The following is a 23667-nucleotide window of genomic DNA, read 5'->3' as shown; positions in this document are numbered from 1 at the left end:
GACTCACGGAGGTGGCGGCATGAGAGAAGTGGCCATCGTTGGCTTCTCCCAACGTCAGATGAAGGAGTTCGACGGCTCCCCCACCTGCGTCGAGCTGCTCGTGCCCCTCTTCGCCGATCTGTTCGAGCAGACCGGATGGACCAAGTCGGACATCGGCTTCTGGTGCTCCGGGTCCAGCGACTACCTCGCCGGCCGTTCGTTCTCGTTCGTCTCGGCCGTCGATGCGATCGGCGCCCTCCCGCCAGTGATGGAGTCGCACGTCGAGATGGACGCGGCCTGGGCCCTCTACGAGGCGTGGGTGAAGATCCAGACCGGACTGGTCGACTCGGCTCTGGTCTACGGCTTCGGCAAGGCCAGCGCAGGTCAGCTGCGCCGCATCTTGTCGCTGCAGATGGATCCGTACACCGTCCAACCCCTCTGGGCCGACGCCGTGTCAGTCGCCGCGATCCAGGCGCGGTCAGGCCTGGAGCAGGGCGTTTGGGACTCCGATCAGATGGCGTCCGTCGTCGCTCGATCGATGAGCGATGCCGCCGACAACGAGTACGCGATCCGGGCCGGCCGCAGGACCGTCGACGATGTCCTGGCCCAGCCGATGTACGCCGACCCGCTGCGCCGCTGGGACTGCGCCCCCGTCTCGGACGGTGCCGCAGCCATGGTGATTTCGGCAGCAGATGCGCCGGCCTTCGATCGACTGCGCGGCCCGGCCGCATGGATCACCGGTTTCGAGCACCGCATCGAACCCGGAGCCCTCAACAGTCGCGACCTCACGACGTCGCCCAGCACCGCGGCGGCGGGCGCGGCTGCCGGCGCTGCTGGCATCGACCTGGTCGAGCTGCATGCGCCGTTCTCCCACCAGGAGCTGATTCTCGGATCGGCCCTCGGCCTCAGCGACGACGTCCGCGTCAATCCGTCCGGCGGGGCGCTCACGGCCAACCCGATGTTCAGCGCAGGGCTCAACCGGATCGGCGAGGCTGCGCAGCAGGTGTGGGCCGGCAGCTCCCAGCGGGCACTCGCGCACGCCACCTCCGGCCCCGCCCTGCAACAAAACCTCGTACTGACGATGGAGGGCAGGGCATGACAACCCTGGCTGCTGTGATCGGCGTCGGGCAGACGCACCACCGCGCCAAGCGCAGCGACGTCTCGATCGCCGGACTCCTGCGCGAGGCGGTCGACCGCGCCCTGGCCGATGCCGAGCTGACGTTCGCCGACATCGACGCCATCGTCGTCGGCAAGGCACCCGACCTCTTCGAGGGCGTCATGATGCCCGAGCTGTATCTCGCCGAGGCGCTCGGCGCTCCCGGCAAGCCACTGCTGCGGGTGCACACGGCCGGCTCCGTCGGCGGCTCGACCGCCATCGTGGCCGCATCACTGGTCGAGGCTGGCATCCACGAGCGCGTCCTGACCGTCGCATTCGAGAAGCAGTCGGAGTCCAATGCCATGTGGGCGCTGTCGGTGCCGGTGCCGTTCATCATGCCGGTCCACGCTGGGGCCGGCGGCTACTTCGCTCCGCACGTTCGCTCGTACATCCGTCGATCCGGCGCGCCGAGTCACATCGGTGCCGTGGTCGCGGCCAAGGACCGGCAGAACGCGCTCAAGAATCCCTACGCCCACCTGCACAACCCCGAGACCACGGTCGAGTCGGTTCTGGCCTCGCAGATGCTCTGGGACCCCATCAGATATGACGAGACGTGCCCGTCGTCCGACGGCGCCTGCGCCCTCGTGATCGCCTCGGAGGCGGCTGTCGCAGCATCCGGGATCACCAATCCGGCGTGGATCCATGGCACCCAGATGCGCAGCGAGCCGACGACCGCGGCCGAGCGCGACCAGGTCAACCCGCACGCGGGTCGCGACGCCTCGGCGGCACTGTGGAAGCAGGCCGGCATCACCTCGCCCATCGACGAGATCGACTGCGCCGAGATCTACGTGCCGTTCTCGTGGTTCGAGCCCATGTGGCTGGAGAACCTCGGCTTCGCCGCCCCGGGCGATGGCTGGAAGCTCACCGAGGCCGGCGAGACTCGTATCGAGGGACGCATCCCGATCAACATGAGTGGCGGAGTGCTGTCCTCGAACCCGATCGGCGCGAGCGGCATGCTGCGTTTCGGCGAGGCAGCATTGCAGGTCATGGGCGAGGCCGGCGAGCACCAGGTCGATGGTGCCCGCAAGGCGCTCGGCCACGCCTACGGAGGCGGCTCGCAGTTCTTCGCGATGTGGGTCGTCGGAGCTGACAAACCCACCCACTAACCCCCGCGAGCGGTGACCTAGTCGGCTTTCCCGCTCGCGAAAGCCGACTGAGCCACCTGGGGCTCGCGCGAAAGCCCACCAAGTCACCGCTCAGTACGTGAGCGCAACGCGGCCGGCCGACCCCGCAAGGGTTGGCCGGCCGTCTCGCCACGAGGCGCGTGCCCTAGGAGTACTTGACCTGCAGCTCCTTGATGCCGTTGATCCAGCCGTGACGCAGTCGGCGCGGCTCGGCGACCTTGGTGATGTCGGGCATGTGGTCGGCGATCGCGTTGAACATGAGCTCCACTTCCAGCCGGGCCAGGTTCGCACCGATGCAGTAGTGCGCGCCGTGCCCACCGAAGGAGAGGTGTGGGTTGGGATCGCGCAGGATGTTGAACTCGTCGGGGTTCTCGAAGACGTCCGAGTCGTGGTTGGCGCTGGCATAGAACAAGCCCACACGCTGCCCCTTCTTGATGTCGACGCCGCCCAGCGTCGTGTCCTCGGTCGCCGTGCGCTGGAACGACGTCACCGGCGTGGCCCAGCGGATGATCTCGTCAACTGCCGAAGCGGGGCGCTCTCGCTTGAAGAGCTCCCACTGATCAGGGTTGTCGAAGAAGGCGTTCATCCCGTGGGTGATGGCATTGCGGGTTGTCTCGTTGCCGGCCACCGCCAACAAGATGGTGAAGTAACCGAACTCGTCGGAGGTCAGCCCCTCACCGTCCTCGCCCGCTGTGACCAGCTTGGTCACGATGTCGTCGCGCGGATCGGCCTTGCGCTCCTCGGCCAACGCCATGAAGTAGCCCAGGATCTCGATGCTCGCGGTCTCAGGATCGACGTCATACTCGGGGTCGTCGTACGACATCATCTGGTTCGACCACTCGAAAAGCTTCTTGCGATCCTCGTGGGGTACTCCCAGGAGCTCAGCGATCGTCTGCAGTGGCAGTTCGGCGGCGACTTCTTCGACGAAGTCCCCGGTGCCCTTCGCCAGGGCGGCCTTGACGATGGCCTCGGAGTACGCTGCGAGGCTGTCGCGCTGCGCGGCGATCGAGCGAGGCGTGAAGCCACGGCTGATGATGTGCCGAGTCGCCGTGTGGACCGGCGGATCCTGGTTGAGCAGCATCACGCGCTGCATCTCGAGCTGATCGCGCGTCATCTCCGGGGCGAACCGGATGATGGCCGTGTTCTCGCTGGTCACGAATTCCTTGCTCCGCGACGCAGCCGAGACATCCTCATGCTTGCTGAGGGCCCAGTAGCCCGTGCCACCCTCCATGCCAGCGCGCGATTCTTCGGGCTGTTCGACCCAGAACACCGGCGCCGTCTGCCGCAGCTCCATGAACTCCTTGAGCGGAACGCGCTCCTGGTTCAGGCTCGGGTCGGTCGGATCGAACCCGCGGGGCAGGTCAGGCGTCGTGGTCACAGGGTCTCCTAGATTTCTATAACACGTTCTAGTTCTATCTTGGCACGTCTCGAGGCCTTTCGGAAGCCTTGTCAAATACGAGAACGTGTTCTAGTTTTACTCCATGGGCACCCCAGTGATCGTCGATGCCGTCCGCACGCCGCAGGGCAAGCGGAACGGCCAGCTAGCCGGACTCCATCCCGCAGTATTGCTGGGCCTGGCCCAGGCAGAGGTGATCTCGCGTGCTGGGATTCCCGCCGAGCTCGTCGAGCAGGTGATCGGCGGCAACGTCACGTCGGCGGGCGAGCAGTCCAACAACATGGTGCGTCGCGCCTGGATGCACGCAGGTCTTCCCAATGCCACGGCCTCCAGCCAGATCGACGCCCAGTGCTCGTCGGCCCAGCAGGCGACCCATCTGATCCACGCCATGATTGGATCCGGGCTGATCAAGGCCGGGATGGCGTGCGGTGTCGAGTCGATGTCTCGCGTGCCGCTGGGCGCCAACGTTCCGGCCGGAGCCGGCTCTCCCCGACCAGATGACTGGTCGATCGACCTGCCCAACCAGTTCGAGGGCGCCGATCGCATTGTCCGCGACCGCGGCTTCTCCAGGGCCGATGTCGATGCATTCGGCCTCTGGTCCCAGGAGAAGGCTCGCGCGGCTCGCGAAGAGGGGCGTTTCTCCCGCGAGATCTTTGCCATCAAGGCACCCGTCCTCGGCGAGGACGGCAAGCCCACTGGTGCCACCGAGGTCGTCGATGCCGATCAGGGCATCCGCGAGACCTCGCTCGAAAAGCTCGCGGGACTCAACCCCGTGCTCCCCGGGGGCATCCACACTGCTGGCACGTCGTCCCAGATCTCCGACGGCGCCTCCGCCCTCCTGGTGATGGACTCCGATCTGGCCGCATCCCTCGGACTCACCCCGCGGGCCCGCATCGTCTCGAGCTGCCTCGTCGGCGCCGATCCGTACTACCACCTCGACGGACCTGTCCAGGCCACCGAGAAGCTGCTGGCCGACACCGGCATGTCCATGGCTGACATCGACATCTGCGAGGTCAACGAGGCCTTTGCCGGCGTCGTGATGTCATGGGCCAAGGTCCACTCGGTCCCCGCGGACAAGATCAACGTGAACGGCGGCGCTATCGCTCTGGGTCATCCGGTCGGCTCGACCGGAACCCGACTGCTCACGACCGCGCTGCACGAGCTCGAACGTCGCGACGCCAGCACTGCACTGATCGCCATGTGTGCCGGTGGCGCACAGGCATCCGGCACCATCATCGAACGCATCTGACAAAGGATCGCCATGACCGACAAGACTTCTCTCCGCGGCGAAGCCGACTACGTCGTCGTGGGTGCCGGCAGCGCGGGCTCCGCCGTCGCATCTCGGCTCGCAGCAGCCGGAGCATCCGTCATCCTGCTCGAGGCGGGCAAGAAGGACACTTCGATCCTCGTCACGAAGCCCGGGATGATGGGCCCGATGCACGCGGTCCCACAGATCAAGAAGGCGTTCGACTGGGGCTACAAGACCACACCTCAGAAGCACATGCTCGATCGCGTGATCCCGCAGACCCGGGGCAAGGTGATTGGCGGCTCAAGCTCGATCAACGGCCTGCTGTGGGTACGCGGCAACCGGGTCAACTACGACAGCTGGGCTGCCGAGGGCAACGCCGGCTGGGACGCCGACTCAGTCAACAAGGTCTACCAGCGGGTCGAGGACTTCGAGGACGGTGCCGACGACTACCGCGGCGCAGGCGGGCCGATCAAGGTGACCCGTCACACCCAGCCGACCGAGGCCTCGCTGCAGTTCGAGCAGGCCGCGACCGACACGCTCGGTGTCAAGAACCTCAACGACTACAACGCGGCAGAGCAGGAGGGCGTCAGCCGGTTCCAGCAGAGCGCCCACGGCGGCAAGCGCTACTCCGCGTCCCGCGGATACCTGACCAACACCGATCGGCCGACACTCCAGGTCCAGTCCGAGGTCCACGTCCAGCGGATCGTGATCGAGAACGGTCGCGCGACGGGCGTCGAGGTCGCTGACAAGGGCGGCAAGAAGCGGACGATACGAGCCGGCAAGGAAGTCATCCTCTCGGCAGGAGTGTTCGGATCACCCCAGCTGCTGATGCTCTCCGGCGTCGGCCCAGCGGCCCATCTCGCCGAGCACGGCATCGAGGTCAAGGCAGATCTCCCCGTGGGCGACAACCTGCACGATCACCTGTTCGTGCCGACAACCTTCACGATGCCGAACGCCATCCACCGCGGCATCCCCACCTACTTCGCCCGCGGGCTCGCCAAGGAGATGACCCGCGGCGGGTCGTTCATGGAGAACTCGGTGTTCGAGTCCGTCGCGTTCGTTCGCACCTCGCTGGCGACCGACGCCCCGGACATGCAGCTCCACGTCCTGCCGTGGGCCTACCCCTCGCCCAACCAGGATGCGCCGATCCGCCACAAGGTCGACCGCCACCCGGCGCTGACCATCCTGGCCACCCTCATCTACCCCCGCAGCCGGGGCTCGGTGCGGCTGGCGTCCAGCGATCCGAGCGCGGCTCCGATCATCGACATGAACTATCTCGCCGAAGCCGACGACCGACAGGTCCTGCTGGAAGGCGTCGAGATGATCCGCGAGATCATGGCGTCCGCCGCATTCGGAGGCAATGTGAAGTCCGAGTTGCACCCGGGTGCGGGGATCGACTCCGAGGCCATGAAGACCGAGCTCCTCAACCGCGCGACGACGGTCTACCACGGTGTCGGCACCTGCAGGATGGGCACCGACGAGCGAGCAGTCGTCGGGCCGGATCTCAAGGTCAAGGGCATCGAGGGACTGCGCGTCGCGGATGCGTCGATCATGCCGTCGATCATCGGCGGCAACACCAACGCACCTTCGATCATGATCGGCGACAAGGCCGCCGATCTGGTGCTGGCATGAGCACGGCACGCCCCGCGGCGCTCACCGAGAAGTTCCTCGAGGGGCTGGTGCGGCGGGTCCCCGGCGGCACCGGCAACACCTGGAAGCTGACCGAGGTCTACACCGGCGATCTGTTGGTCGAGCTGCCGCAGTCATCACCTGAGGACGTCGCGCAGGCATTCGCGACCTCGCGGAACGCGCAGAAGATCTGGGGCGCGTGGTCGATCAAGAAGCGGCTCAAGGTGCTCAAGAAGTTCCATGCCCTGGTGCTCGACAACCAGTTCCTCATCACCGACGTGATCCAGGCCGAGAGCGGCAAGAACCGGCGCATGGCCTTCGAGGAGACCTGCGACGTGCCGATGGGCACGAGCCACTACATCAAGCGTGCACCGTCACTGCTCAAGGAGCACAAGCGTGCTGGACCTGTGCCGGTCCTCTCGAGCTCGACCGAGGTGCGTCGCCCCAAGGGCGTCGTGGCGATCATCGCCCCGTGGAACTTCCCGTTCGCGACGGGGATCTCCGACACCATTCCGGCTCTGATCGCCGGCAACGGCGTCGTGCTCAAGCCCGACAACAAAACCGCCCTGTCCCCGCTGCTCGGCGTCAAGTTGTTGGAGCAGGCTGGGCTTCCGGTCGGCCTGCTGCAGGTCATCTGCGGTGAGGGGCCCGACGTCGGCGGCCCGATGCTGGAACATGCCGACTACGTCATGTTCACGGGCTCCACGGCCACCGGCCAGGTCATCGGCGAGCTTGCCGGCAAGAACCTCATCGGCGCCTGCCTCGAGCTCGGCGGCAAGAACCCCATGCTGGTCCTGGCGGACGCCGATGTCGACGAGGCCGTCCACGCCGCACTGTTCGGCGGCTTCGGCAACTCCGGACAGATCTGCATGCACATCGAGCGGATGTACGTGCACGACTCGATCTACGACGAGTTCCGCGACAAGTTCGTCGCCGCGACCGCTGCGATGAACGTCGGCGCCAGCTACGACTTCGAGCCGGACATGGGATCGCTGGTCTCGGTCGACCATCGGGACCGCGTCATCGCCCATGTCGAGGATGCCAAGGCCAAGGGAGCCACCGTGCTGACCGGCGGCGAGGCCCGACCTGATCTCGGCCCCGCCTTCTTCGAGCCGACGATCCTCGAGGGCGTCACAAAGGACATGCTCGCGGGGACGACCGAGACGTTCGGGCCTGTGGTGGGTCTGTACCGCTTCGCCACCGAGGACGAGGCCATCGACCTGGCCAACGACACCGAGTACGGGCTCAATGCCAGCGTCTGGAGTGCCGACATCGACCGCGCGAAGTCAGTGGCCCGACGCATCGACTCGGGCAACGTCAACATCAACGACATCCTGGCCACGGCCTTCGCCTCGAAGGGCACTCCGTCAGGCGGCGTCAAGCGGTCCGGGGTCGGTGCCCGTCACGGCGACCAGGGGCTGCTGAAGTACACCGACGCCCAGAACATCGGCGTGCTCAAGAAGCAGATCATGGAGCCGCAGGGCAAGCAGACCTACGAGGCCTATGCCAAGCAGACCCAGCTCTCCCTGAGGCTGATGCGCAAGACCCGACTCCGCTAGGAGCCTGGGCCGGCCAGTCCCGATCGGGCTGTCACGGGACGAGCACGACGCGTCCGTGCAGCCCGCCCGCGGCGACGATCCGCTGCGCACGATCGGCTTCGGCGAGCGGCATCCGGGCGTGGATGGGGACATCCAACGGATGGCGTTCGTGGTGTGCCAGCAATGCCGCCATGTCAGCCCGATTGGCACCTGACGAGCCGATCACCTGCAGGCCGAAGGTGATCACGTAGCCGATGTTGAGGTCGATGCGCTCGCCGGTGATGTTGCCGACCGCCACGAGCCGCCCGCCGACGGCGAGCGAGCGCAGCGAGGAGTTGAAGGTCGGCGCGCCGACGCAGTCCATCGCGACATCGATCGGTCCTCCGGGGATCTGCTTGTGGAAGCCGCCGCCGTCGTCGACCACGACGTGGGCAGCGCCCTGGGCCGTGGCGGCACCGACGTGCTCCTGGCGACGGACGACCGCGATTGCGATCGCGCCGAGGCTGTTGGCGATCTGGAGCGCCGCGGCGCCCACGCCGCCGTTGGCGCCGGTCACGAGCACCCGGGAGCCGGCGCGGACCCCGGCCCGCGTGAGCCCGCGCCAGGCCGTCCCGAGCGTGCAGTTGAACACCGCCGCCAGGGCGGGCTCGATGTGGTCCGGCATCGCGTAGAAGCAACCCTCAGGTGCGACGAGCCACCGGGCATAGCCACCGTCGATCAGCAGGCCGAGCACCGCCGCTGCACTCCCACACAACGAGGTCTCGCCGTCGATGCACGGCTCGCACGCGCCGCACGCGTCACGATGCATCGAGGCGACTCTCTGACCAACCGCCCATTCGGTGACGTCGGGGCCGATGCCAATGACCCGACCGACCGCCTCGTGACCGGGGATGATCGGCACCTGCACGAACCCGAACCGTCCTGCACGATCTATGCAGTCGCGCCCGCACACACCGCAGGCCTCGACCTCGACCACGATCTCCCGGCCTGCAGCGATCGGCGCGGCGGCGTCCAGCTCAATCACGAGATCGGTGTCCCAGCCGAGCTCGGTCAGTCGCGCCTTCATGCCGACAGCTCCTCGGCGCGAACCTTCAGCGCCCGGGCCACAGAGTCCAGGCCCGACTTGATCCACTCCCCCGTGAGGCCGATCACGAGGGCGGCGTGCTCGCCGCTGAGCGTGTTGGTCGTGACGTACGAGCAGCGGCCCGGTCCGAGAGACGCGATCCACTGATCCCGCACGCCCAGCACTCCCGGGACCTCGTCGCGGTTGTCGTACCGCAGGTGGTGCGGCGGCTCGACCTCACGGACGCGCTCCTGGCTGACCAGCATCACGCCGGTTCCGTCGTACGACGGAAGAGTCAGCTCGATCGACGAACCGATCTCCAGTGTCGTACGCACCTCGATGGTGAACGGATTCCACTCCGGGTACCTCGCGTAGTCGACCAGCACGTCCCACACGAACGCTGCCGGTGCCTCGATCTGGACCCTCACCGACGTGACCGTGTGCTCAACTTCTGGCGACCTCATGCCGGCATGTACTCCCCGCCATTGACATCGATGATCGCGCCGGTGACCTCCGAGGCCAGGCTCGACAGCAAGTACAGGACGGCTCCGGCACACGCCTCGTCCGCCGGGATTCGGTTGAGTGGATTGCGTGACGCTATGTCGTCGTAGACCTCCTGCTCGGAGATACCCGAGGCTTCGGCCGTCATCGTCAGGAAGAACCGGACGCCCGGTCCGTCCAGCCAGCCCAGGACGGCCTGGTTGACCCGAATGCCCTTCTCGCCGAGCTCGAGAGCCAGGTATTGGGTGGCGCACCCCATCGCGGCCTTGGCGACGGCATAGCCGCCTTCACCACGCATCGGCTTGCGGGTCGACATCGTGCCGACGTTGACGATCGAGCCGCCCCCGGCCATGTGCGGGACCACCGCCCGACTCATCTCCAACCCGCCGTGCAGGATGACGTCCATCGACCGACGCAGCTGCTGGTCCGAGGTCTCCAGCAGATCGCTGAGACCGGGGTGCGAGTACGCCGCGTTGACCAGGCCTGTGATCGCACCGAAGGTCTCCACGGCCGTCGCTGCGACCCGCTCGACGTCCTCGCGCTTGCGCACGTCGCACCGCACGGCGATCGCGTCGCCACCGGCCGCGGTGATCTGAGCGGCCACCTGATCCGTGACATCGCCGGACCTGGCCGCCAGCACGACCTTGGCACCCTCGGCCGCCGCACGGGCCGCGAGCTTGGCACCGAGGCCGGCGCCAACCCCGGAGATGATGACGACTTCGTCGCTGAGAATCACGGTCACCGTCTGACGTCGTCGCGGACAAATCTAGAACACGTTCTATCAGAGCCGCCCGCGATCGACAACCACTCGATAGAGTTCGGCACCTCATGACCGATCAATTCGCGCCCGACTTTGCCGACAACTCCGGCGTCGCCCTCGTCGTGGGCGGCAGTGGGGGGCTTGGCGCCGCCACGGCCCAGATGCTGGCCGCACGCGGCTCCGATGTCGCGGTCACCTTCCGCGGCAATCAGGAGTCCGGCGAGGCAGTGGCGGCAGCGGCCGCTGCATCCGGAGTGCGATCGTCGGCCCACGCCCTCGACCTCGCCAGCGCCGAGGACTGCGCGGCCCTGCTGACGCACCTGGCCGGGACGTACGGCGGAATCCACACCCTGGTCTACGCGGCAGGGCCGCACGTGCCGATGGTCCACCTGTCCACGGTCTCCCCCGCCGACTTCGCCGCCCAGATCTCGCAGGACGCCGTGGGCTTCTTCAACATCGCCCAGCCCGCGCTACCCCTGCTTCGGGGCACCCGGGGATCGATCGTCGCGATCACGACCGCTGCCACGACCCGCTTTCCCGTCCGCGACGGTCTGTCGTCCGCACCCAAGGGTGCCGTCGATGCCTTGGTGCGTGCGCTCGCCGCCGAGGAGGGGCGCTTCGGCGTCCGCGTCAATGCCGTCGGTCCCGGCATGCTGACCGATGGGATGGCGGCACGCCTGATCGCCTCGGGCGAGCTCGACGACAACGCGCTGGCCATCACCCGGTCGAACATCCCGCTGCGCACGTTCGGCAGTGCCGCCGACATCGCCGAGGCAGTCTGCTTCCTGGCGTCGAGCCGGGCTGGCTTCATCACGGGTCAGAAGCTCGACGTCGACGGCGGCTACTCCGTCTGAGCGGAGAGTTTCGGCCGTCCGCGGTGAGTCTCTCGTCCATCAGCCGCTGGATGGCGGAGAGACTCGCCGATCCTCGGGCTAGCTGGTTCCGTACACAGGCTCAGGGGTTGCGCCTTGCGCGATGAGCTCGCGGAGCGCCGCACCGACGTCGACCGTCGCCCAGCGGCGGCCGATGTCACGCTTCGGTCCGTGGGTCCACGCCTGCTCGACGCAGATCTGACCTCCGTCGATCTCGATGACCCGGCCCGTGACGTCCCCCGCCTCGACCGAAGCGAGCCAGGCGACGATCGGAGAGTTGTCCTCGGGCTGCGCCATCGCCGAGGTGTCGAACGCGCCCTCGGTCATCCGCGTCTGTGCCACCGGGGCGATCGCATTGACGGTGACGCCGTAGCGCCCCATCTCTGCCGCCGCCACGAGCGTCATTCCGGCGATGCCGGCCTTGGCCGCGGAGTATGTCGTCTGGCCGATGGATCCTTGGAGACCGGCGCCGGATGAGGTGTTGATGACCCGCGCATCGCGTTGGCGACCGGCCTTGGACTCCGCACGCCAGTACGCTCCCGCGTGGCGCAGCGGCGCGAAGTGACCCTTGAGGTGCACACGGATGACGGCGTCCCACTCCTCCTCCGAGGTGTTGACGAGCATGCGGTCGCGGACGAATCCGGCATTGTTGACCAGGATGTCGAGGCCACCGAACGTCTCGATGGCCTGCTGCACCATCGCCTCGGCCTCGGCGAAGTCCGCGACGTCGGCGCCGTTGGACACCGCGTCACCTCCGAGCGCCTTGATCTCGGCCACGACCGAGTCGGCGGGCGACTCCTCTCGCTCCCCCGCGAGCGAAACACCGAAGTCGTTGACCACGACCTTCGCGCCCTGTCGGGCCAGCTCGAGCGCGTGCGCTCGACCAATGCCTCGACCGGCTCCGGTGACAATCGCGATTCGGCCTTCGAGCATGTTCATTTCTTCTCCTGGTTGACGACGTACAAGAAGACGGGCGGTTCGCCACCTCCGTGGCAGGCGACGGTGGCGCCGGACACGTACGACGCGAGGTCGGAGGCCAGGAACGCGACCACGCGACCGACCTCTTCGGGCTCGGCCATCCGGCCGAGCGGAATCGTGGCCTCGACCGCCGCCACTGTGGCGTCGTCGCCGTAGTGGTCGGCAGTCTGCTCGGTGCGGCACAACCCGACGTCGATGCTGTTGATCCGCACCTTGGGCCCCCATTCGACGGCCAGTGAGGTGGCGAGCGAGTCGACGCCGGCCTTGGCCGCGCCGTACGAGGCCGTGCCCGGCGACGGACGCAAGGCAGAGACCGAGGAGATGTTCACGATGGCACCGCCGGCGTCCTGCTGTTGCATCACGGCATTGGCGGCCTTCGAGACCGTCAGGACCGCGGCGAGGTTGAGGCCGAGGATCTTCTCGTCGAGCCGCGCGCCGGAGTCGACAGCCAAGGCGTAGGGCGCTCCACCGGCGTTGTTGACCAGCAGGTCAAGTCGACCGTGCCGATCGACGATCCCGGCGATCATGGCCCCGACGGCATCGACATCCCTGACGTCGCACGCAATGTGCTCGGTGCCTGGAGACGCTTCGAGGACATCTGATCGAGCGCAGGTGATCACCGAGGCGCCCGCCTCGACCAGGACGGCAGCGATCCCCCGGCCGATGCCACGCGAGCCCCCGGTCACCAGGGCGACGCGTCCGGACAGGTCCAGCGACAAAGTCATGCTGCTAGGCTACCAAGCAAACGTTAGGTAGGTAGCCATGAGCGTCACTTCCGTCCTCCGAGACGACGGCATCCTGGTCGTCACGATGGCCCATCCGCCGGTCAACGCGCTCCCCGTCCAAGGGTGGTTCGATATCGCGGCGGCGCTGGACGTGGCCGCGGCCAACCCGGCGATCAAGGTCGTCGTGCTCCGGGCCGAGGGCAAGGGATTCAACGCCGGCGTGGACATCAAGGAGATGCAGAACACGACGGGCTTCGACGCCCTGATCGGTGCCAACAAGGGCTGTTTCGCTGCCTTCAAGTCGGTGTACGAGTGCCCCGTTCCGGTCATCGCCGCGGTCCACGGGTTCTGCGTCGGGGGCGGTGTCGGACTCGTCGGCAACGCCGACATCGTGGTCGCGAGCGACGACGCCTACTTCGGCGTCCCGGAGGTCAACCAAGGTGCGCTGGGTGCGGCCACCCACCTCGCACGGCTCGTTCCCCAGCACCTGATGCGCACGCTCTACTTCACGGCCAGGACGATCCCGGCCAAGGACCTCGTCCAGCACGGGTCGGTGTACGACGTCGTGCCGCGTGATCAGCTCGATGATCTCGCCCTGGGACTCGCCGCGGAGATCGCCGCCAAGGACGGCCGGGTCATCCGCGCCGCGAAGGAGGCGCTCAACGGGATCGACCCCATGGACGTCAACACCAGCTACCGCTTCGAGCAGGGCTTCACGATGGAGCTCAACCTCATGGGCGTGAGCGACGAGCTTCGCGACGACTTCGCCGGAACGGCAAAGAGTCAGCGCAACGTGGGAACAGACAAGACAGAGGGCAACACATGAAGGCACCGTCCAAGGAGCTGACGATCGACCAGATCATCGGCCGCATCAACAGCGGGATGACAGTCGGCATTGGCGGCTGGGGCTCGCGCCGCAAGCCGATGGCACTGGTACGAGCCATCCTGCGGAGCGACCTCACCGACCTGCACATCGTCTCGTACGCCGGACCCGACGTCGGCCTGCTGCTGGCGGCCGGCAAGGCCAGCAAGGTGACGTATGCGTTCGCGACCCTGGACTCGATTCCGCTCGAGCCATGGTTCGGGCGGGCGCGCCAGGAGGGAACGGCGCAGTTCCGCGAGTGGGACGAGGGCATGTTCCAGAACGGTTTGCGCGCCGCCGCCCAGCGCGTCTCCTTCCTGCCGATGCGCGCGGGTCTGGGATCGGCAGTGCTGGAGAACGACACCGACCTGCGCACGGTCGTGTCGCCCTATGACCAGGACGAGGAGCTGGTCGCGGTCCCCGCGCTCAACCTCGACGTCGCGCTGGTGCACATGAACCGGGCTGACGCGATGGGCAACGGACAGTACCTCGGTCCGGATCCCTACTTCGACGATCTGTTCTGCATGGCGGCCCGCGAAGCGTACGTCTCCACCGAGCAGATCATCGACACGGCCGGACTGACCGTCGATGCCCCCCTGCAGAGCCTGTTGCTCAACCGCACGATGGTGACCGGCGTCGTGGAGACACCCAACGGCGCTCACTTCACCGACTGCACCCCGACCTATGGGCGGGACGAGAAGTTCCAGAAGGCGTACGCGACGGCGGCCAAGACGCCCGAGGACTGGGCTGTGTTCAACCAGCGGTTCCTGTCCGGCGACGAGGCCGCCTACCAAGCCGCAGTCACCGCATTCACCGAGGAGGCCACCCCATGACCGACGTGACCCGCGCTGAGTACTGCGCCGTTGCCATTGCCGACTGCTTCGCCGATGACGGCGAGATCATGGGCAGCCCCATGGGCCTGCTCCCCACGCTCGGCGCGCGGCTGGCCAAGAACACCACCAACCCATTGTTGATGCTGACCGATGGCGAGGCCCGCATCCTGCGCGGTACTCCCCCGCTCGGCCAGACGGCGGACGTCACGGAGGGCTGGATGCCGTTCCGCCTCGTGCTCGAGTCGGTCGTCTCCTTTGGGAAGAGACACGTCATGATGGGCGCGACCCAGGTCGACCGACACGGCAACCAGAACATCTCCGCCATCGGCTCGTGGGACAAACCCACTCGTCAATTGCTCGGTGTGCGCGGAGCCCCGGGCAACACGGTCAACAACAAGACCTCCTACTGGGTCCCGAAGCACTCCACCCGGGTCGTGGTCGAGCAGGTCGACATCGTCTCGGGCGTCGGGCGCGCCCGCGCCGAGGCCGCTGGCCCGGCCGCCGCGAAGTTCCACGACGTGCACCGCCTGGTCACTGATCTGGGCGTCTTCGACTTCGGCGGACCCGGCCACACGCTGCGCTTCGTGTCGGTCCATCCCGGCTCATCGGTCGAGGAGGTTCGGGCCGCGAGTGGCTGCGAGATCCACACCGACGGCGATGTCCCGGCCACGCGCGAGCCCACGTCCGAGGAACTGGTGCTGATGCGCGAGCTGCTCGATCCCCGGAGTCTCCGAGACCGCGAAGTGGCACCCCGATGATCGACCAATTGCTCACCACACCGCTCACCGAGCTCGTAGGCGTCCGCCACCCGGTCGTGCAGACCGGCATGGGCTGGGTCGCCGGCCCGAGTCTGGTCAGCGGCACCGCCAACGCAGGGGGGCTCGGTATCCTCGCATCCGCGACGATGACCCTGGCCGAGCTGGAGCAGGCGATCATCGAGGTCAAGGAACGCACGGACGCCCCGTTCGGCGTGAACCTGCGCGCAGATGCAGCTGACGCTCCGGCGCGGTGCAGGCTCCTGATCGAGTACGGCGTCAAGGTCGCCTCATTCGCTCTCGCCCCGAAGCCCGAGCTGATTGCCAGCCTCAAGGAGCACGACATCGTCGTGATCCCCAGCGTGGGCCTGCCCAAGCACGCCGTGAAGGTCGAGTCCTGGGGTGCCGACGCCGTGATGATCCAGGGCGGAGAGGGCGGCGGCCACACCGGCTCCGTCCCCACCACACTCCTGCTGCCGACGGTCCTCGACGCTGTCGACATCCCGGTCATCGCGGCGGGAGGCTTCTTCGACGGGCGCGGTCTGGCAGCTGCGCTGTCGTACGGTGCGGCCGGTGTCGGCATGGGGACACGATTCCTGCTGACGGCCGAGAGCCGCGTGCCCGACGAGGTCAAGCAGCGGTACCTGTCCGCGGGCCTCGACGACACCGTGGTGACCAAGAAGGTCGACGGCATGCCGCACCGGATGCTCCGCACCGACCTCGTCGATCAGGTCGAAGGATCCTCCGGCCTCCGACGGCTCGTCCCGACGGCTCGGCGCACACTGCAGTTCAAGCGCATGGCCGGCATGTCGTGGAAGGAGCTCGCGATCGACGGGCGGGCGATGCGCAAGGAGCAGGGCCGCACCCTCGGCCAGCTTGCTCTCGCAGCCAACACCCCGATGATGCTCAAGGCCGGCCTCGTGGAGGGCGACCCCACCGCCGGTGTGCTCGCATCGGGGCAGGTCGTCGGTGTCATCAGCGACCTGCCGAGCTGCGAGCAGCTCATCGATCGCGTGATCATCGAGGCTGCGGCATCCTTGAAGCGAGCCGGCGCCTACCTCTGACCCGCGATCAGCGCTGCAACCTGCTCGGCCACTGCGCGCCGAACCTCCTCGGGGTCGGCGCCCGTGGCGTCGGTCATGAACGTGCCGAAGATCAGCCAGCCGAGCACGGTCATGCCGGCGACCGAGGTCGACGCCGCCCGGTCCACGTCTCCACCACGCCACAGACCCGAGAAGAGTTCGGTCGTCGAGGCCGTACCCGGTAGCGCGGCCTCGGGACTGGCCAGCACGGCATGGACCAACGTCCGCCAGTATGTCTGGCGCTCGGCCAGCAGGTCGAGCAGCCTGGCCACGACGTCGGCGTCCGCATCGCCAGCGATCGGCAAGCCGGACTGCAGCACGGCGGCCACGACGTCCTCGGCCTCGGCGGCCAGGACCTGCTCGAGCACATCGGCCTTGGTGCCGAAGTGGCGGTGAACCAGAGCGTGGTTGACCCCCGCCCGGGTGGCGATGTCGCGCACCGAGAAGCCGTCCGGCCCGCGCTCGGCCACCAGCGAGTTGGCGGCCGACAGCACAGCCGAACGGATCTGCTCGCGCCCATGGGGCCTGCCGTCCGCACCGGAATTGGTCACCGCGACAGTCTATACAGACTGTAACCATGCGGTTACAGTCTGGAGATGCGCCGCATCCTCGCCCTGCTCGCCGGAGTCGCCGCGCTCTCGGCCACCCTGGCCACACCGGCCACCTCGTCGACACCCGCGCCCGAGCTCACGCTCCCGCCGATCCCGGCCATCGCCGGTCTGCCGATCCCATCCCTGCCGACCGACGCATTGGTGCCCGCCTTCGTCGGAGCACCGGCGACCGAGCGGCCGATCCAGCACCCCCACATCCCCCAGAACCCGTGGCTGTCCCCCGACGGCACCAACACGATGCACAACGACGCCTACGGATCGGACGCCTACCAGGTCAGCGGCCCGCTGGGCGAGCGCGTGAAGATCAAGTCGGCGTCCTACGGCGTCCGCGAGTGCGCCACGATGGCCTTCGACTCCCGGGGCCGCATCGTCGGGCTGTGCGGCGGTCTCGAAGGCTTCGGCATGATGGTGATCGACCCGGTCACGCTGCGGCCGATCTCCGAGCTGCGGACATCGGCCCGCAATCTGCTGACTGGCGCCAATCCCCTGACGGACATCTGCGGCGGCACGTACTTCTTCCTGGACGACAACGATGTCGCCTATCCGACCACGGGCCGGAAGTCGATCCTCAAGATCAAGGTCAAGGCCGATGGATCACTGCAGCAGCAGGCCGAGTGGTCGCTGGCCGCGCACATCCCCGAGGGCGACTGCCTGATCGCCACGATGCCCGACTGGTCCGGGCGGATCTGGTTCTTCACCCAGCAGGGCGTCGTCGGCACCCTCGACCGGACCTCCGGCGCCGTGAAGGTACGGCAGCTCCCCGACGGCGAGGAGGTCACCAACTCGGTCTCGACCGACGAGACCGGGGGCATGTATGTCGTGTCCACGCACGCGTTGTACCGCCTCGACGCCAACGCCGCCGGCCGACCCGACATCACCTGGCGTGAGACGTACGACCACGGCACGCGACTGAAGACCGGCAACCTCTCGCAGGGCTCGGGAACCACACCGACCCTGCTCGGCAAGCGCTGGGTCGCCATCAACGACAACGCCGACCCGCAAACGAACATCCTGGTCTACGACCGCCGCAAGGGGGTGTCCCAGCGGTTGCACTGCACCCAGCCGGTGCTCGGTGACAACGTCGGCACGACCGACAACAGCCTGGTGGCAGCGGGCAACTCGTTCATCATCGAGAACAACTACGGCTACGGCGGACCCACGACCACGATCCTCGGCCAGACCACCACACCGGGCCTGGCTCGAGTGAAGGTCACCCAGGACGGATGCCACGTCGCGTGGACCAGCGACGAGATCGCACCCAGCTCGGTGCCCAAGGCCTCCCTCGGCAACGGCCTGCTCTACGCCTACACCAAGCCCAAGCTCAAGGGGCTGGGATCCACGCTCGACGCGTGGTACTTCACCGCGATCGACATCCGCACCGGGAAGACCGTCTGGAGCCGCCTCACCGGCACCGGGATCCAGTGGAACAACCACTACGCGGCGATCTATCTCGGGCCCGACGGAGCGGCCTACATCGCCACCCTGGCCGGACTGATCCGGATCACCGACACGTGAAGACCTTCGTCGTCAGCGGGTCCGCCAGCGGTATCGGTGCCGCCACGACCGAGGTGCTGCGCAGCCAGGGAGATCGGGTCATCACAGTGGACCTCCGGGACGCCGAGGTGACGGCCGACCTGTCCACGCCCGCCGGCCGGAATCACGCCGTGACACAGGTGCAGCGACTGACCGACGTCGTGCACGGACTGGTGCCGTGCGCGGGTCTGGCCGGCGCCACCGGCGTCGACTCAGCGCTCGTGGTCTCAGTCAACTTCTTCGGAGCCGTGGCCCTGGCTCGCGGCCTTCAACCACAGCTCGCATCGGCGGGTGGCGCCAGCGTCGTCCTGCTTGCCTCGAACTCCATCACGGGCATGCCGGGTTGGCGCGTCTCCGTGGCCGACCTCTGCCTGGCTGACGACGAGCCCGCTGCTCGTGCCGACGCGGTCAGGGCCGAGTCCGTCATGGTCTACCCGGCGACCAAGGCCGCACTGGCGTGGTGGGCGCGTCGCGAGGGCACCACGGAGCCCTGGATCGGCCACGGCATCCGGCTCAACGCCGTCGCGCCCGGCATGATCGACAGCCCTATGACCGATCAGCTCCTGGCCGATCCGGAGATCGGCCCGCTCCTGGAGGCCTACCCGACTGCTATAGGTCGTGTCGGACGCCCGGAGGAGGTGGCGGCATTGATCGCATTCATGCTGTCCGACGCCTGCAGCCTGATGGTCGGCTCGGTCGTCTACGCCGACGGCGGGACCGATGCGATCCTGCACCCGGAGTCCCCCCAAGGTTGGGCCGTCCAGCGGGGCGAGTGAACGTCAGCGGCTCTCGAGATACTTCTTGAAGTCCTTGCTGCCGGTGTCGAGCGCGGTCTTCAGCACTCGTTTCAGCACGAAACCAGGCATCGGCACCTTGACCCCGATCTCAAGATCCAGCGTGATGTGGGTGCCGGAGGCGGTGGGCGTCAGCGTGTAGGTCCCGACCTGCGTGGACTGCACGGCACTCTCGGCCAGCGTCCACGTGACCGACTCCAGCCCGTCCCACGCGTAGTCGGTGACCTCCTCGTCCTTGAAGCCGGCCGCACTGACCTTGGCTCGCACCCGGTGCGGTCGCCCGTCCTCATGTCGGGACTCGACTTCGGCAGACTGGTGCGGACCCGAACGCTGAGGGAGATCCTCGATGGCCGCCACGGCGTCCATGACCTCCTCGGGCGAGGCGGAGACGTCGAACTCGGTGCTTCCGGACACTGCCATGACTAGATCCTCTCGATGATGGTGACGTTGGCCTGGCCGCCGCCCTCGCACATGACCTGCAGGCCGAAGCGCCCCCCGGTGCGTTCGAGCTCGTGGAGCAGCGTCGTCATCAGGCGGGTGCCGGTCGCGCCGATCGGGTGACCCAGGGCGATGCCCCCGCCGTTGACGTTGACCCTGTCGTGGGGGACGTCCAGCTCCTGCATCCAGGCCAGCACGACTGAGGCGAAGGCTTCGTTGCACTCGAACAGATCGATGTCGGAGACGGACATGCCCGCCTTGGCCAGCGCATGCTTGGTCGCGGCAATCGGGCCGGTCAGCATCCAGATCGGGTCATCCGCGCGCACCGAGAGGTGGTGCACCCGGGCACGCGGCCTGAGGTCGTGCTCGGCGACGGCTCGCTCCGATGCGATGAGCACCGCGCTGGCCGCATCGCTGAGCTGGGAGGCGACGGCGGCCGTGATCCGTCCGCCGGGGGTCAGCGGCGTCAGGCCGGCCATCTTCTCCAGCGATGTCTCCCGCGGGCACTCGTCGGTCGTGAACCCACCGACCGGCGCGATCTCTGCCGCGAACCTGCCCTCGGCAATCGCCGTGCGGGCCCGCTCGTGCGAGGCCAGGGCGAACTCCTCCATCTGCTCGCGGCTGATGTCCCACTTCTCCGCGATCATCTCGGCAGACTTGAACTGGCTGACCTCCTGGTTGCCGTAGCGCGCCTGCCAGCCCGGAGACTCGGCGAACGGCGTGCTGAAGCCATACTGGTCGGCCACCAGCATCGCCGCCGAGATGGGGATGGCACTCATGTTCTGCAGGCCACCCGCGACGACCAGGCCCTGCGTCCCGGACATCACTCCCTGGGCCGCGAAGTGGACCGACTGCTGCGAGGATCCGCACTGCCGGTCGATCGTCACCCCGGGAACGTGGTCGGGGAGCCCGGCGACCAGCCACGCGGTGCGGGCGACATCACCGGCCTGCGATCCGATCGTGTCGCAACAACCCATGATGACGTCGTCGACCGCGCCCGGGTCGACGCCGGTGCGGTCCATCAGCGCCTTCAGCACGTGGCCGCCCAGATCGGCCGAGTGCATCTCGGCGAGCGAACCACCACGGCGGCCGACCGGGGTGCGGACCGCGTCGATGATGTAGGCCGTGGGAGAGCTCATGTGGTGATCCCGTCGAGAAGAATGGTGAGGTACTGGTCGGCAATGTCGTGGTGGCTCAGCTTGGCGCCGGGCCGATACCAGCGGACCGCGACCCAGACGGTGTCGCGGATGAAGCGGTAGACCAGCTCGATGTCGAGATCCTGGCGCAGGACACCGGCGTTGATTCCTTCCCCCAGCAGGGTCAACCACACGTCCCGCGACTGCTGGTTGCGCTCGGCCAGGTAGCCGAACCGGTCGAACGTCCCGAGGTAGTCGGCTTCGTTCTGGAAGATCGCGACCTCGCTGCGATGCTGGTCGATCGCCTCGAACGACACCCGCACCGCGGCCTCGAGCTTCGCGCGCGGGTCGTCGTGGCCGGTGACGATGCCGGCGTACTTGCCGAACAGGTCGTCCTGGAAGGTCGAGAGGATCTCGTCGACCATCGACTCCTTGGAGTCGAAGTGGTGATAGAGCGATCCGCTGAGGATGCCCGCAGCGTCCGCGATGTCCCGGACGGTCGTGTTCTTGAAGCCCTTGGTCGCGAACAGGTCGGCTGCGATCTGCAGCAGCTCGTCGCGACGGGCAGAGGGTGGCGTTGGTGGGGTCATGACTCAGGCTCGCTGACTCGACACGGAGATGACTTCGCCGGTCAGGTAGGAGGAGTAGTCCGACGCCAGGAAGACCATGACGTTGGCCACCTCCCAGGGCTCGGCGGCCCGCCCGAAGGCCTCGCGCTGCTTGAGCTCGGCCAGCAACTCATCGCTGGTGACCTTGGCGAGGAAGGGGTGCATGGCCAGCGAAGGGGCGACCGCATTGACCCGGATGCCATGGGGTGCCACGTCGAGCGCGGCGCAGCGGGTCAGCGCCATCACGCCCGCCTTCGCGGCGGCGTAGTGGGCCTGACCTTCCTGGGCTCGCCAGCCGATGACGGAAGCATTGTTGATGATGATCCCGCGCTTGCCCGCGTCGCGCATGCGGTTGCCGGCGGCCCGCACACAACGGAAGGTTCCGGTCAGCGTGATGTCGAGGACACGCGACCACTCGTCGTCGGCCATCTCCAGCACGTCGGCCGTGCCTCCCAGACCCGCGTTGTTGATCATGATGTCGACGCCACCGTGCTCGTCGGCGAGATCGAGCAGCGCCTGCACCTGGGCTTCGTCGGTCACATCGACGGCGAGTGAGCGCACCCGGTCGGGGCCGAACTCCTGGGCCAGGACATCGTGCGACTCGGCCAGCCGGCGCACGTGGGTGTCACTGATGACGACCACAGCGGCCGATTCCTCTAACGCGCGTCGCGCCACGGCGGCACCGATGCCCGCACCGGCCGCGGCGGTCACGACCACGACCTTGTCGGCGAGCAGACCATGTCCGGGGACGTAGTCGGGGGTGAGTTGTTCAGGTCGCATGACGGTCATCCGCGCGCCTCCTGGGGAAGGCCGAGCACGCGCTCGGCGAGAATGTTGCGCTGGATCTCGTCGCTGCCGCCATACAACGTGTCGGCGCGGGAGAAGAGGAAGAGATTCTGCCAACGGCTCAGGTCGTACGACTCGCCCTCGGCGGTAAGCGCCGAAGCGCCGCAGACCTCCATGGCGAGCTCGCCGAGGCGGCGATGCCAGTTGGCCCAGACGAGCTTGGCGACGTTATCGGCGCCGGGGGTGGCTTCGGTCAGCGAGCGAATCGCGTTGACCCGCATGATCTCGAACTCGGCGCTCTGCCGAGCCAGACGATCGCGCAGGACCGGATCGTCGAGCGAGCCATTGCTGCGGGCGAGCTCAATCAGGTCGTCGAGCTCGCGCTCGAAGCCGACCTGCTGGCCCAGCACGGAGACGCCACGCTCGAAGCCGAGCAGCGCCATGGCGACCTTCCAGCCGTCGCCAGGCTCACCGAGAATCATCGACTCATCGGTACGAGCGCTCGAGAAGAACACCTCGTTGAACTCCGAGCCGCCGGTGATCTGCTCGATCGGCCGGATCTCGATGCCGTCCTGGTCCAGCGGCATCAGCAGGAACGAGAGACCGTGATGGCGGGTCGAGCCCTGCTCGGTGCGCGCAATGACGAAGATCCAGTCAGACTTCTGCGCCCACGACGTCCACACCTTCTGGCCGTCGACGACCCATTCGCCTGGCCCACCTTCAGAGCTGGTGACGACTGCCTTGGTGCTCACGGCTGCGAGGTCGGAGCCGGCGCCGGGCTCGGAGTAGCCCTGGCACCACATCTCCGCAACGTGGAGGATCTTGGGGAGGAAGCGGGCCTTCTGCTCGTCGGTACCGAACTCGATCAGCGTAGGGCCGAGCAGCTTCTCCCCCAGGTGGTTGACGGTCTCGGGCGCATCGGCGCGGGCATACTCCTCATAGAAGATCGCCTGTTGCGAGAGGCTGAGCCCGCGTCCGCCGTGCTCGGCGGGCCAGCCGAGGCAGGTCCAGCCGTGCTCGGCCAGGTGACGGTTCCAGGCGAGCCGTTCGTCGTACGCGTCCTCGCCGCTGCCGCTGCCGCCAACTCCCTTGAGCGCAGCCCATCGGCCGGCCAGGTTGGCTTCGAGCCAGCTGCGTACTTCGGTGCGGAAGGCAGCGTCATCGGTGGCAGTGTTCACGATCGGCTCCTTCCGGGTCAGCGTCGGTCTCCGCTAAGGTAGCCTACCAAGCAAGTGTTTGGTTTGTTGAGAGGATGCGTA

At 67.5% G+C, this 23667-nt stretch carries 24 protein-coding genes; 12 read left to right on the top strand and 12 right to left on the bottom strand.

Annotated features, from left to right (window positions below; all coding sequences use genetic code 11):
* Window positions 1–19 precede the first annotated feature (19 nt).
* On the top strand, window positions 20–1078 hold the full coding sequence (locus tag C6I20_RS03450) for a thiolase domain-containing protein (RefSeq protein ID WP_118394684.1): 1059 nt from the start codon (window positions 20–22) through the stop codon (window positions 1076–1078).
* Entirely contained in the window at window positions 1075–2241 is a 1167-nt protein-coding gene (locus C6I20_RS03445; protein ID WP_118394683.1) for a thiolase domain-containing protein, read from the top strand. Before C6I20_RS03450 ends, C6I20_RS03445 begins: the two co-directional genes overlap by 4 nt.
* Before the next feature lie 163 nt (window positions 2242–2404).
* Here the strand turns inward: C6I20_RS03445 and C6I20_RS03440 are convergent, their stop codons facing one another.
* Entirely contained in the window at window positions 2405–3637 is a 1233-nt protein-coding gene (locus tag C6I20_RS03440; protein ID WP_254052234.1) for a cytochrome P450, read from the bottom strand.
* Window positions 3638–3740: 103 nt separating this feature from the next.
* Between C6I20_RS03440 and C6I20_RS03435 the strand changes: the two genes are divergently transcribed.
* From C6I20_RS03435 to C6I20_RS03425, 3 genes are read left to right on the top strand one after another with little or no spacing between them, the layout of a single operon-like run.
* Window positions 3741–4904, top strand: coding sequence for a steroid 3-ketoacyl-CoA thiolase (locus C6I20_RS03435; RefSeq protein WP_118394682.1), 1164 nt, complete (start codon window positions 3741–3743; stop codon window positions 4902–4904).
* 12 nt (window positions 4905–4916) lie between these two features.
* On the top strand, window positions 4917–6536 hold the full coding sequence (locus C6I20_RS03430) for a GMC family oxidoreductase (protein WP_118394681.1): 1620 nt from the start codon (window positions 4917–4919) through the stop codon (window positions 6534–6536).
* A complete protein-coding gene (locus C6I20_RS03425) occupies window positions 6533–8092 on the top strand; it encodes a succinic semialdehyde dehydrogenase (protein WP_118394680.1) in 1560 nt (519 codons plus the stop codon). Before C6I20_RS03430 ends, C6I20_RS03425 begins: the two co-directional genes overlap by 4 nt.
* Before the next feature lie 31 nt (window positions 8093–8123).
* On the opposite strand, the gene C6I20_RS03420 is transcribed toward C6I20_RS03425, so the two are convergent.
* The 3 genes from C6I20_RS03420 to C6I20_RS03410 are packed head-to-tail and all read right to left on the bottom strand — an operon-like array spanning window position 8124 to window position 10371.
* Entirely contained in the window at window positions 8124–9137 is a 1014-nt protein-coding gene (locus C6I20_RS03420; RefSeq protein WP_118394679.1) for an alcohol dehydrogenase catalytic domain-containing protein, read from the bottom strand.
* Complete coding sequence (locus C6I20_RS03415; RefSeq protein ID WP_254052233.1) at window positions 9134–9562, bottom strand: SRPBCC domain-containing protein; 429 nt, start codon at window positions 9560–9562, stop codon at window positions 9134–9136. The genes C6I20_RS03420 and C6I20_RS03415 overlap by 4 nt, the downstream gene beginning before the upstream one ends.
* A 32-nt stretch (window positions 9563–9594) precedes the next feature.
* A complete protein-coding gene (locus C6I20_RS03410; RefSeq protein ID WP_118398546.1) occupies window positions 9595–10371 on the bottom strand; it encodes an SDR family oxidoreductase in 777 nt (258 codons plus the stop codon).
* Between the two features lie 92 nt (window positions 10372–10463).
* On the opposite strand from C6I20_RS03410, the gene C6I20_RS03405 reads away from it, so the two are divergent.
* The gene (locus C6I20_RS03405) at window positions 10464–11249 is read left to right on the top strand and encodes an SDR family NAD(P)-dependent oxidoreductase (protein WP_118394677.1); all 786 of its coding nucleotides are present in this window, start codon (window positions 10464–10466) and stop codon (window positions 11247–11249) included.
* Between the two features lie 78 nt (window positions 11250–11327).
* Here the strand turns inward: C6I20_RS03405 and C6I20_RS03400 are convergent, their stop codons facing one another.
* Both C6I20_RS03400 and C6I20_RS03395 read right to left on the bottom strand, forming a co-directional pair.
* Entirely contained in the window at window positions 11328–12206 is an 879-nt protein-coding gene (locus tag C6I20_RS03400) for an SDR family oxidoreductase (RefSeq protein ID WP_118394676.1), read from the bottom strand.
* Window positions 12203–12970 carry an SDR family oxidoreductase gene (locus C6I20_RS03395; RefSeq protein WP_118394675.1) on the bottom strand — a complete coding sequence of 256 codons (768 nt, stop codon included), beginning with the start codon at window positions 12968–12970 and terminating at the stop codon, window positions 12203–12205. The genes C6I20_RS03400 and C6I20_RS03395 overlap by 4 nt, the downstream gene beginning before the upstream one ends.
* 37 nt (window positions 12971–13007) lie before the next feature.
* On the opposite strand from C6I20_RS03395, the gene C6I20_RS03390 reads away from it, so the two are divergent.
* Genes C6I20_RS03390 through C6I20_RS03375 form a run of 4 tightly spaced genes read left to right on the top strand, consistent with a single transcriptional unit; the run spans window position 13008 to window position 16484 of the window.
* Window positions 13008–13796: an enoyl-CoA hydratase family protein gene (locus tag C6I20_RS03390; RefSeq protein WP_118394674.1), complete on the top strand. Its 789-nt coding sequence runs from the start codon at window positions 13008–13010 to the stop codon at window positions 13794–13796.
* Window positions 13793–14665 carry a CoA transferase subunit A gene (locus C6I20_RS03385; protein ID WP_118394673.1) on the top strand — a complete coding sequence of 291 codons (873 nt, stop codon included), beginning with the start codon at window positions 13793–13795 and terminating at the stop codon, window positions 14663–14665. Before C6I20_RS03390 ends, C6I20_RS03385 begins: the two co-directional genes overlap by 4 nt.
* Complete coding sequence (locus C6I20_RS03380) at window positions 14662–15423, top strand: CoA-transferase subunit beta (RefSeq protein WP_118394672.1); 762 nt, start codon at window positions 14662–14664, stop codon at window positions 15421–15423. The genes C6I20_RS03385 and C6I20_RS03380 overlap by 4 nt, the downstream gene beginning before the upstream one ends.
* Window positions 15420–16484 carry a nitronate monooxygenase family protein gene (locus tag C6I20_RS03375; protein ID WP_174232939.1) on the top strand — a complete coding sequence of 355 codons (1065 nt, stop codon included), beginning with the start codon at window positions 15420–15422 and terminating at the stop codon, window positions 16482–16484. The genes C6I20_RS03380 and C6I20_RS03375 overlap by 4 nt, the downstream gene beginning before the upstream one ends.
* Here C6I20_RS03375 and C6I20_RS03370 read toward each other — a convergent pair.
* The gene (locus C6I20_RS03370; protein WP_118394671.1) at window positions 16475–17053 is read right to left on the bottom strand and encodes a TetR/AcrR family transcriptional regulator; all 579 of its coding nucleotides are present in this window, start codon (window positions 17051–17053) and stop codon (window positions 16475–16477) included. The two genes, C6I20_RS03375 and C6I20_RS03370, sit on opposite strands and share 10 nt — an antisense overlap.
* Before the next feature lie 45 nt (window positions 17054–17098).
* Here C6I20_RS03370 and C6I20_RS03365 point away from each other — a divergent pair, with 45 nt between their 5' ends.
* Window positions 17099–18628 (top strand): hypothetical protein, encoded by a 1530-nt coding sequence (locus tag C6I20_RS03365; protein ID WP_118394670.1) that lies wholly within the window; start codon window positions 17099–17101, stop codon window positions 18626–18628.
* The gene (locus tag C6I20_RS03360; RefSeq protein ID WP_118394669.1) at window positions 18625–19422 is read left to right on the top strand and encodes an SDR family oxidoreductase; all 798 of its coding nucleotides are present in this window, start codon (window positions 18625–18627) and stop codon (window positions 19420–19422) included. Before C6I20_RS03365 ends, C6I20_RS03360 begins: the two co-directional genes overlap by 4 nt.
* Before the next feature lie 3 nt (window positions 19423–19425).
* Here the strand turns inward: C6I20_RS03360 and C6I20_RS03355 are convergent, their stop codons facing one another.
* The 5 genes from C6I20_RS03355 to C6I20_RS03335 are packed head-to-tail and all read right to left on the bottom strand — an operon-like array spanning window position 19426 to window position 23586.
* Window positions 19426–19860, bottom strand: coding sequence for an SRPBCC family protein (locus C6I20_RS03355; RefSeq protein WP_118394668.1), 435 nt, complete (start codon window positions 19858–19860; stop codon window positions 19426–19428).
* A gap of 2 nt (window positions 19861–19862) precedes the next feature.
* Complete coding sequence (locus tag C6I20_RS03350) at window positions 19863–21017, bottom strand: acetyl-CoA C-acetyltransferase (RefSeq protein ID WP_118394667.1); 1155 nt, start codon at window positions 21015–21017, stop codon at window positions 19863–19865.
* On the bottom strand, window positions 21014–21604 hold the full coding sequence (locus C6I20_RS03345; RefSeq protein ID WP_118394666.1) for a TetR/AcrR family transcriptional regulator: 591 nt from the start codon (window positions 21602–21604) through the stop codon (window positions 21014–21016). Before C6I20_RS03345 ends, C6I20_RS03350 begins: the two co-directional genes overlap by 4 nt.
* A 3-nt stretch (window positions 21605–21607) precedes the next feature.
* Window positions 21608–22411 (bottom strand): SDR family oxidoreductase, encoded by an 804-nt coding sequence (locus tag C6I20_RS03340; RefSeq protein WP_118394665.1) that lies wholly within the window; start codon window positions 22409–22411, stop codon window positions 21608–21610.
* A complete protein-coding gene (locus C6I20_RS03335; protein WP_118394664.1) occupies window positions 22408–23586 on the bottom strand; it encodes an acyl-CoA dehydrogenase family protein in 1179 nt (392 codons plus the stop codon). Before C6I20_RS03335 ends, C6I20_RS03340 begins: the two co-directional genes overlap by 4 nt.
* Between the last annotated feature and the right edge of the window lie 81 nt (window positions 23587–23667).

The sequence above is a fragment of the Aeromicrobium sp. A1-2 genome, from assembly GCF_003443875.1.
Classification (GTDB): Bacteria; Actinomycetota; Actinomycetes; order Propionibacteriales; family Nocardioidaceae; genus Aeromicrobium.
This window is presented reverse-complemented; position numbering and strand designations above follow the sequence as displayed.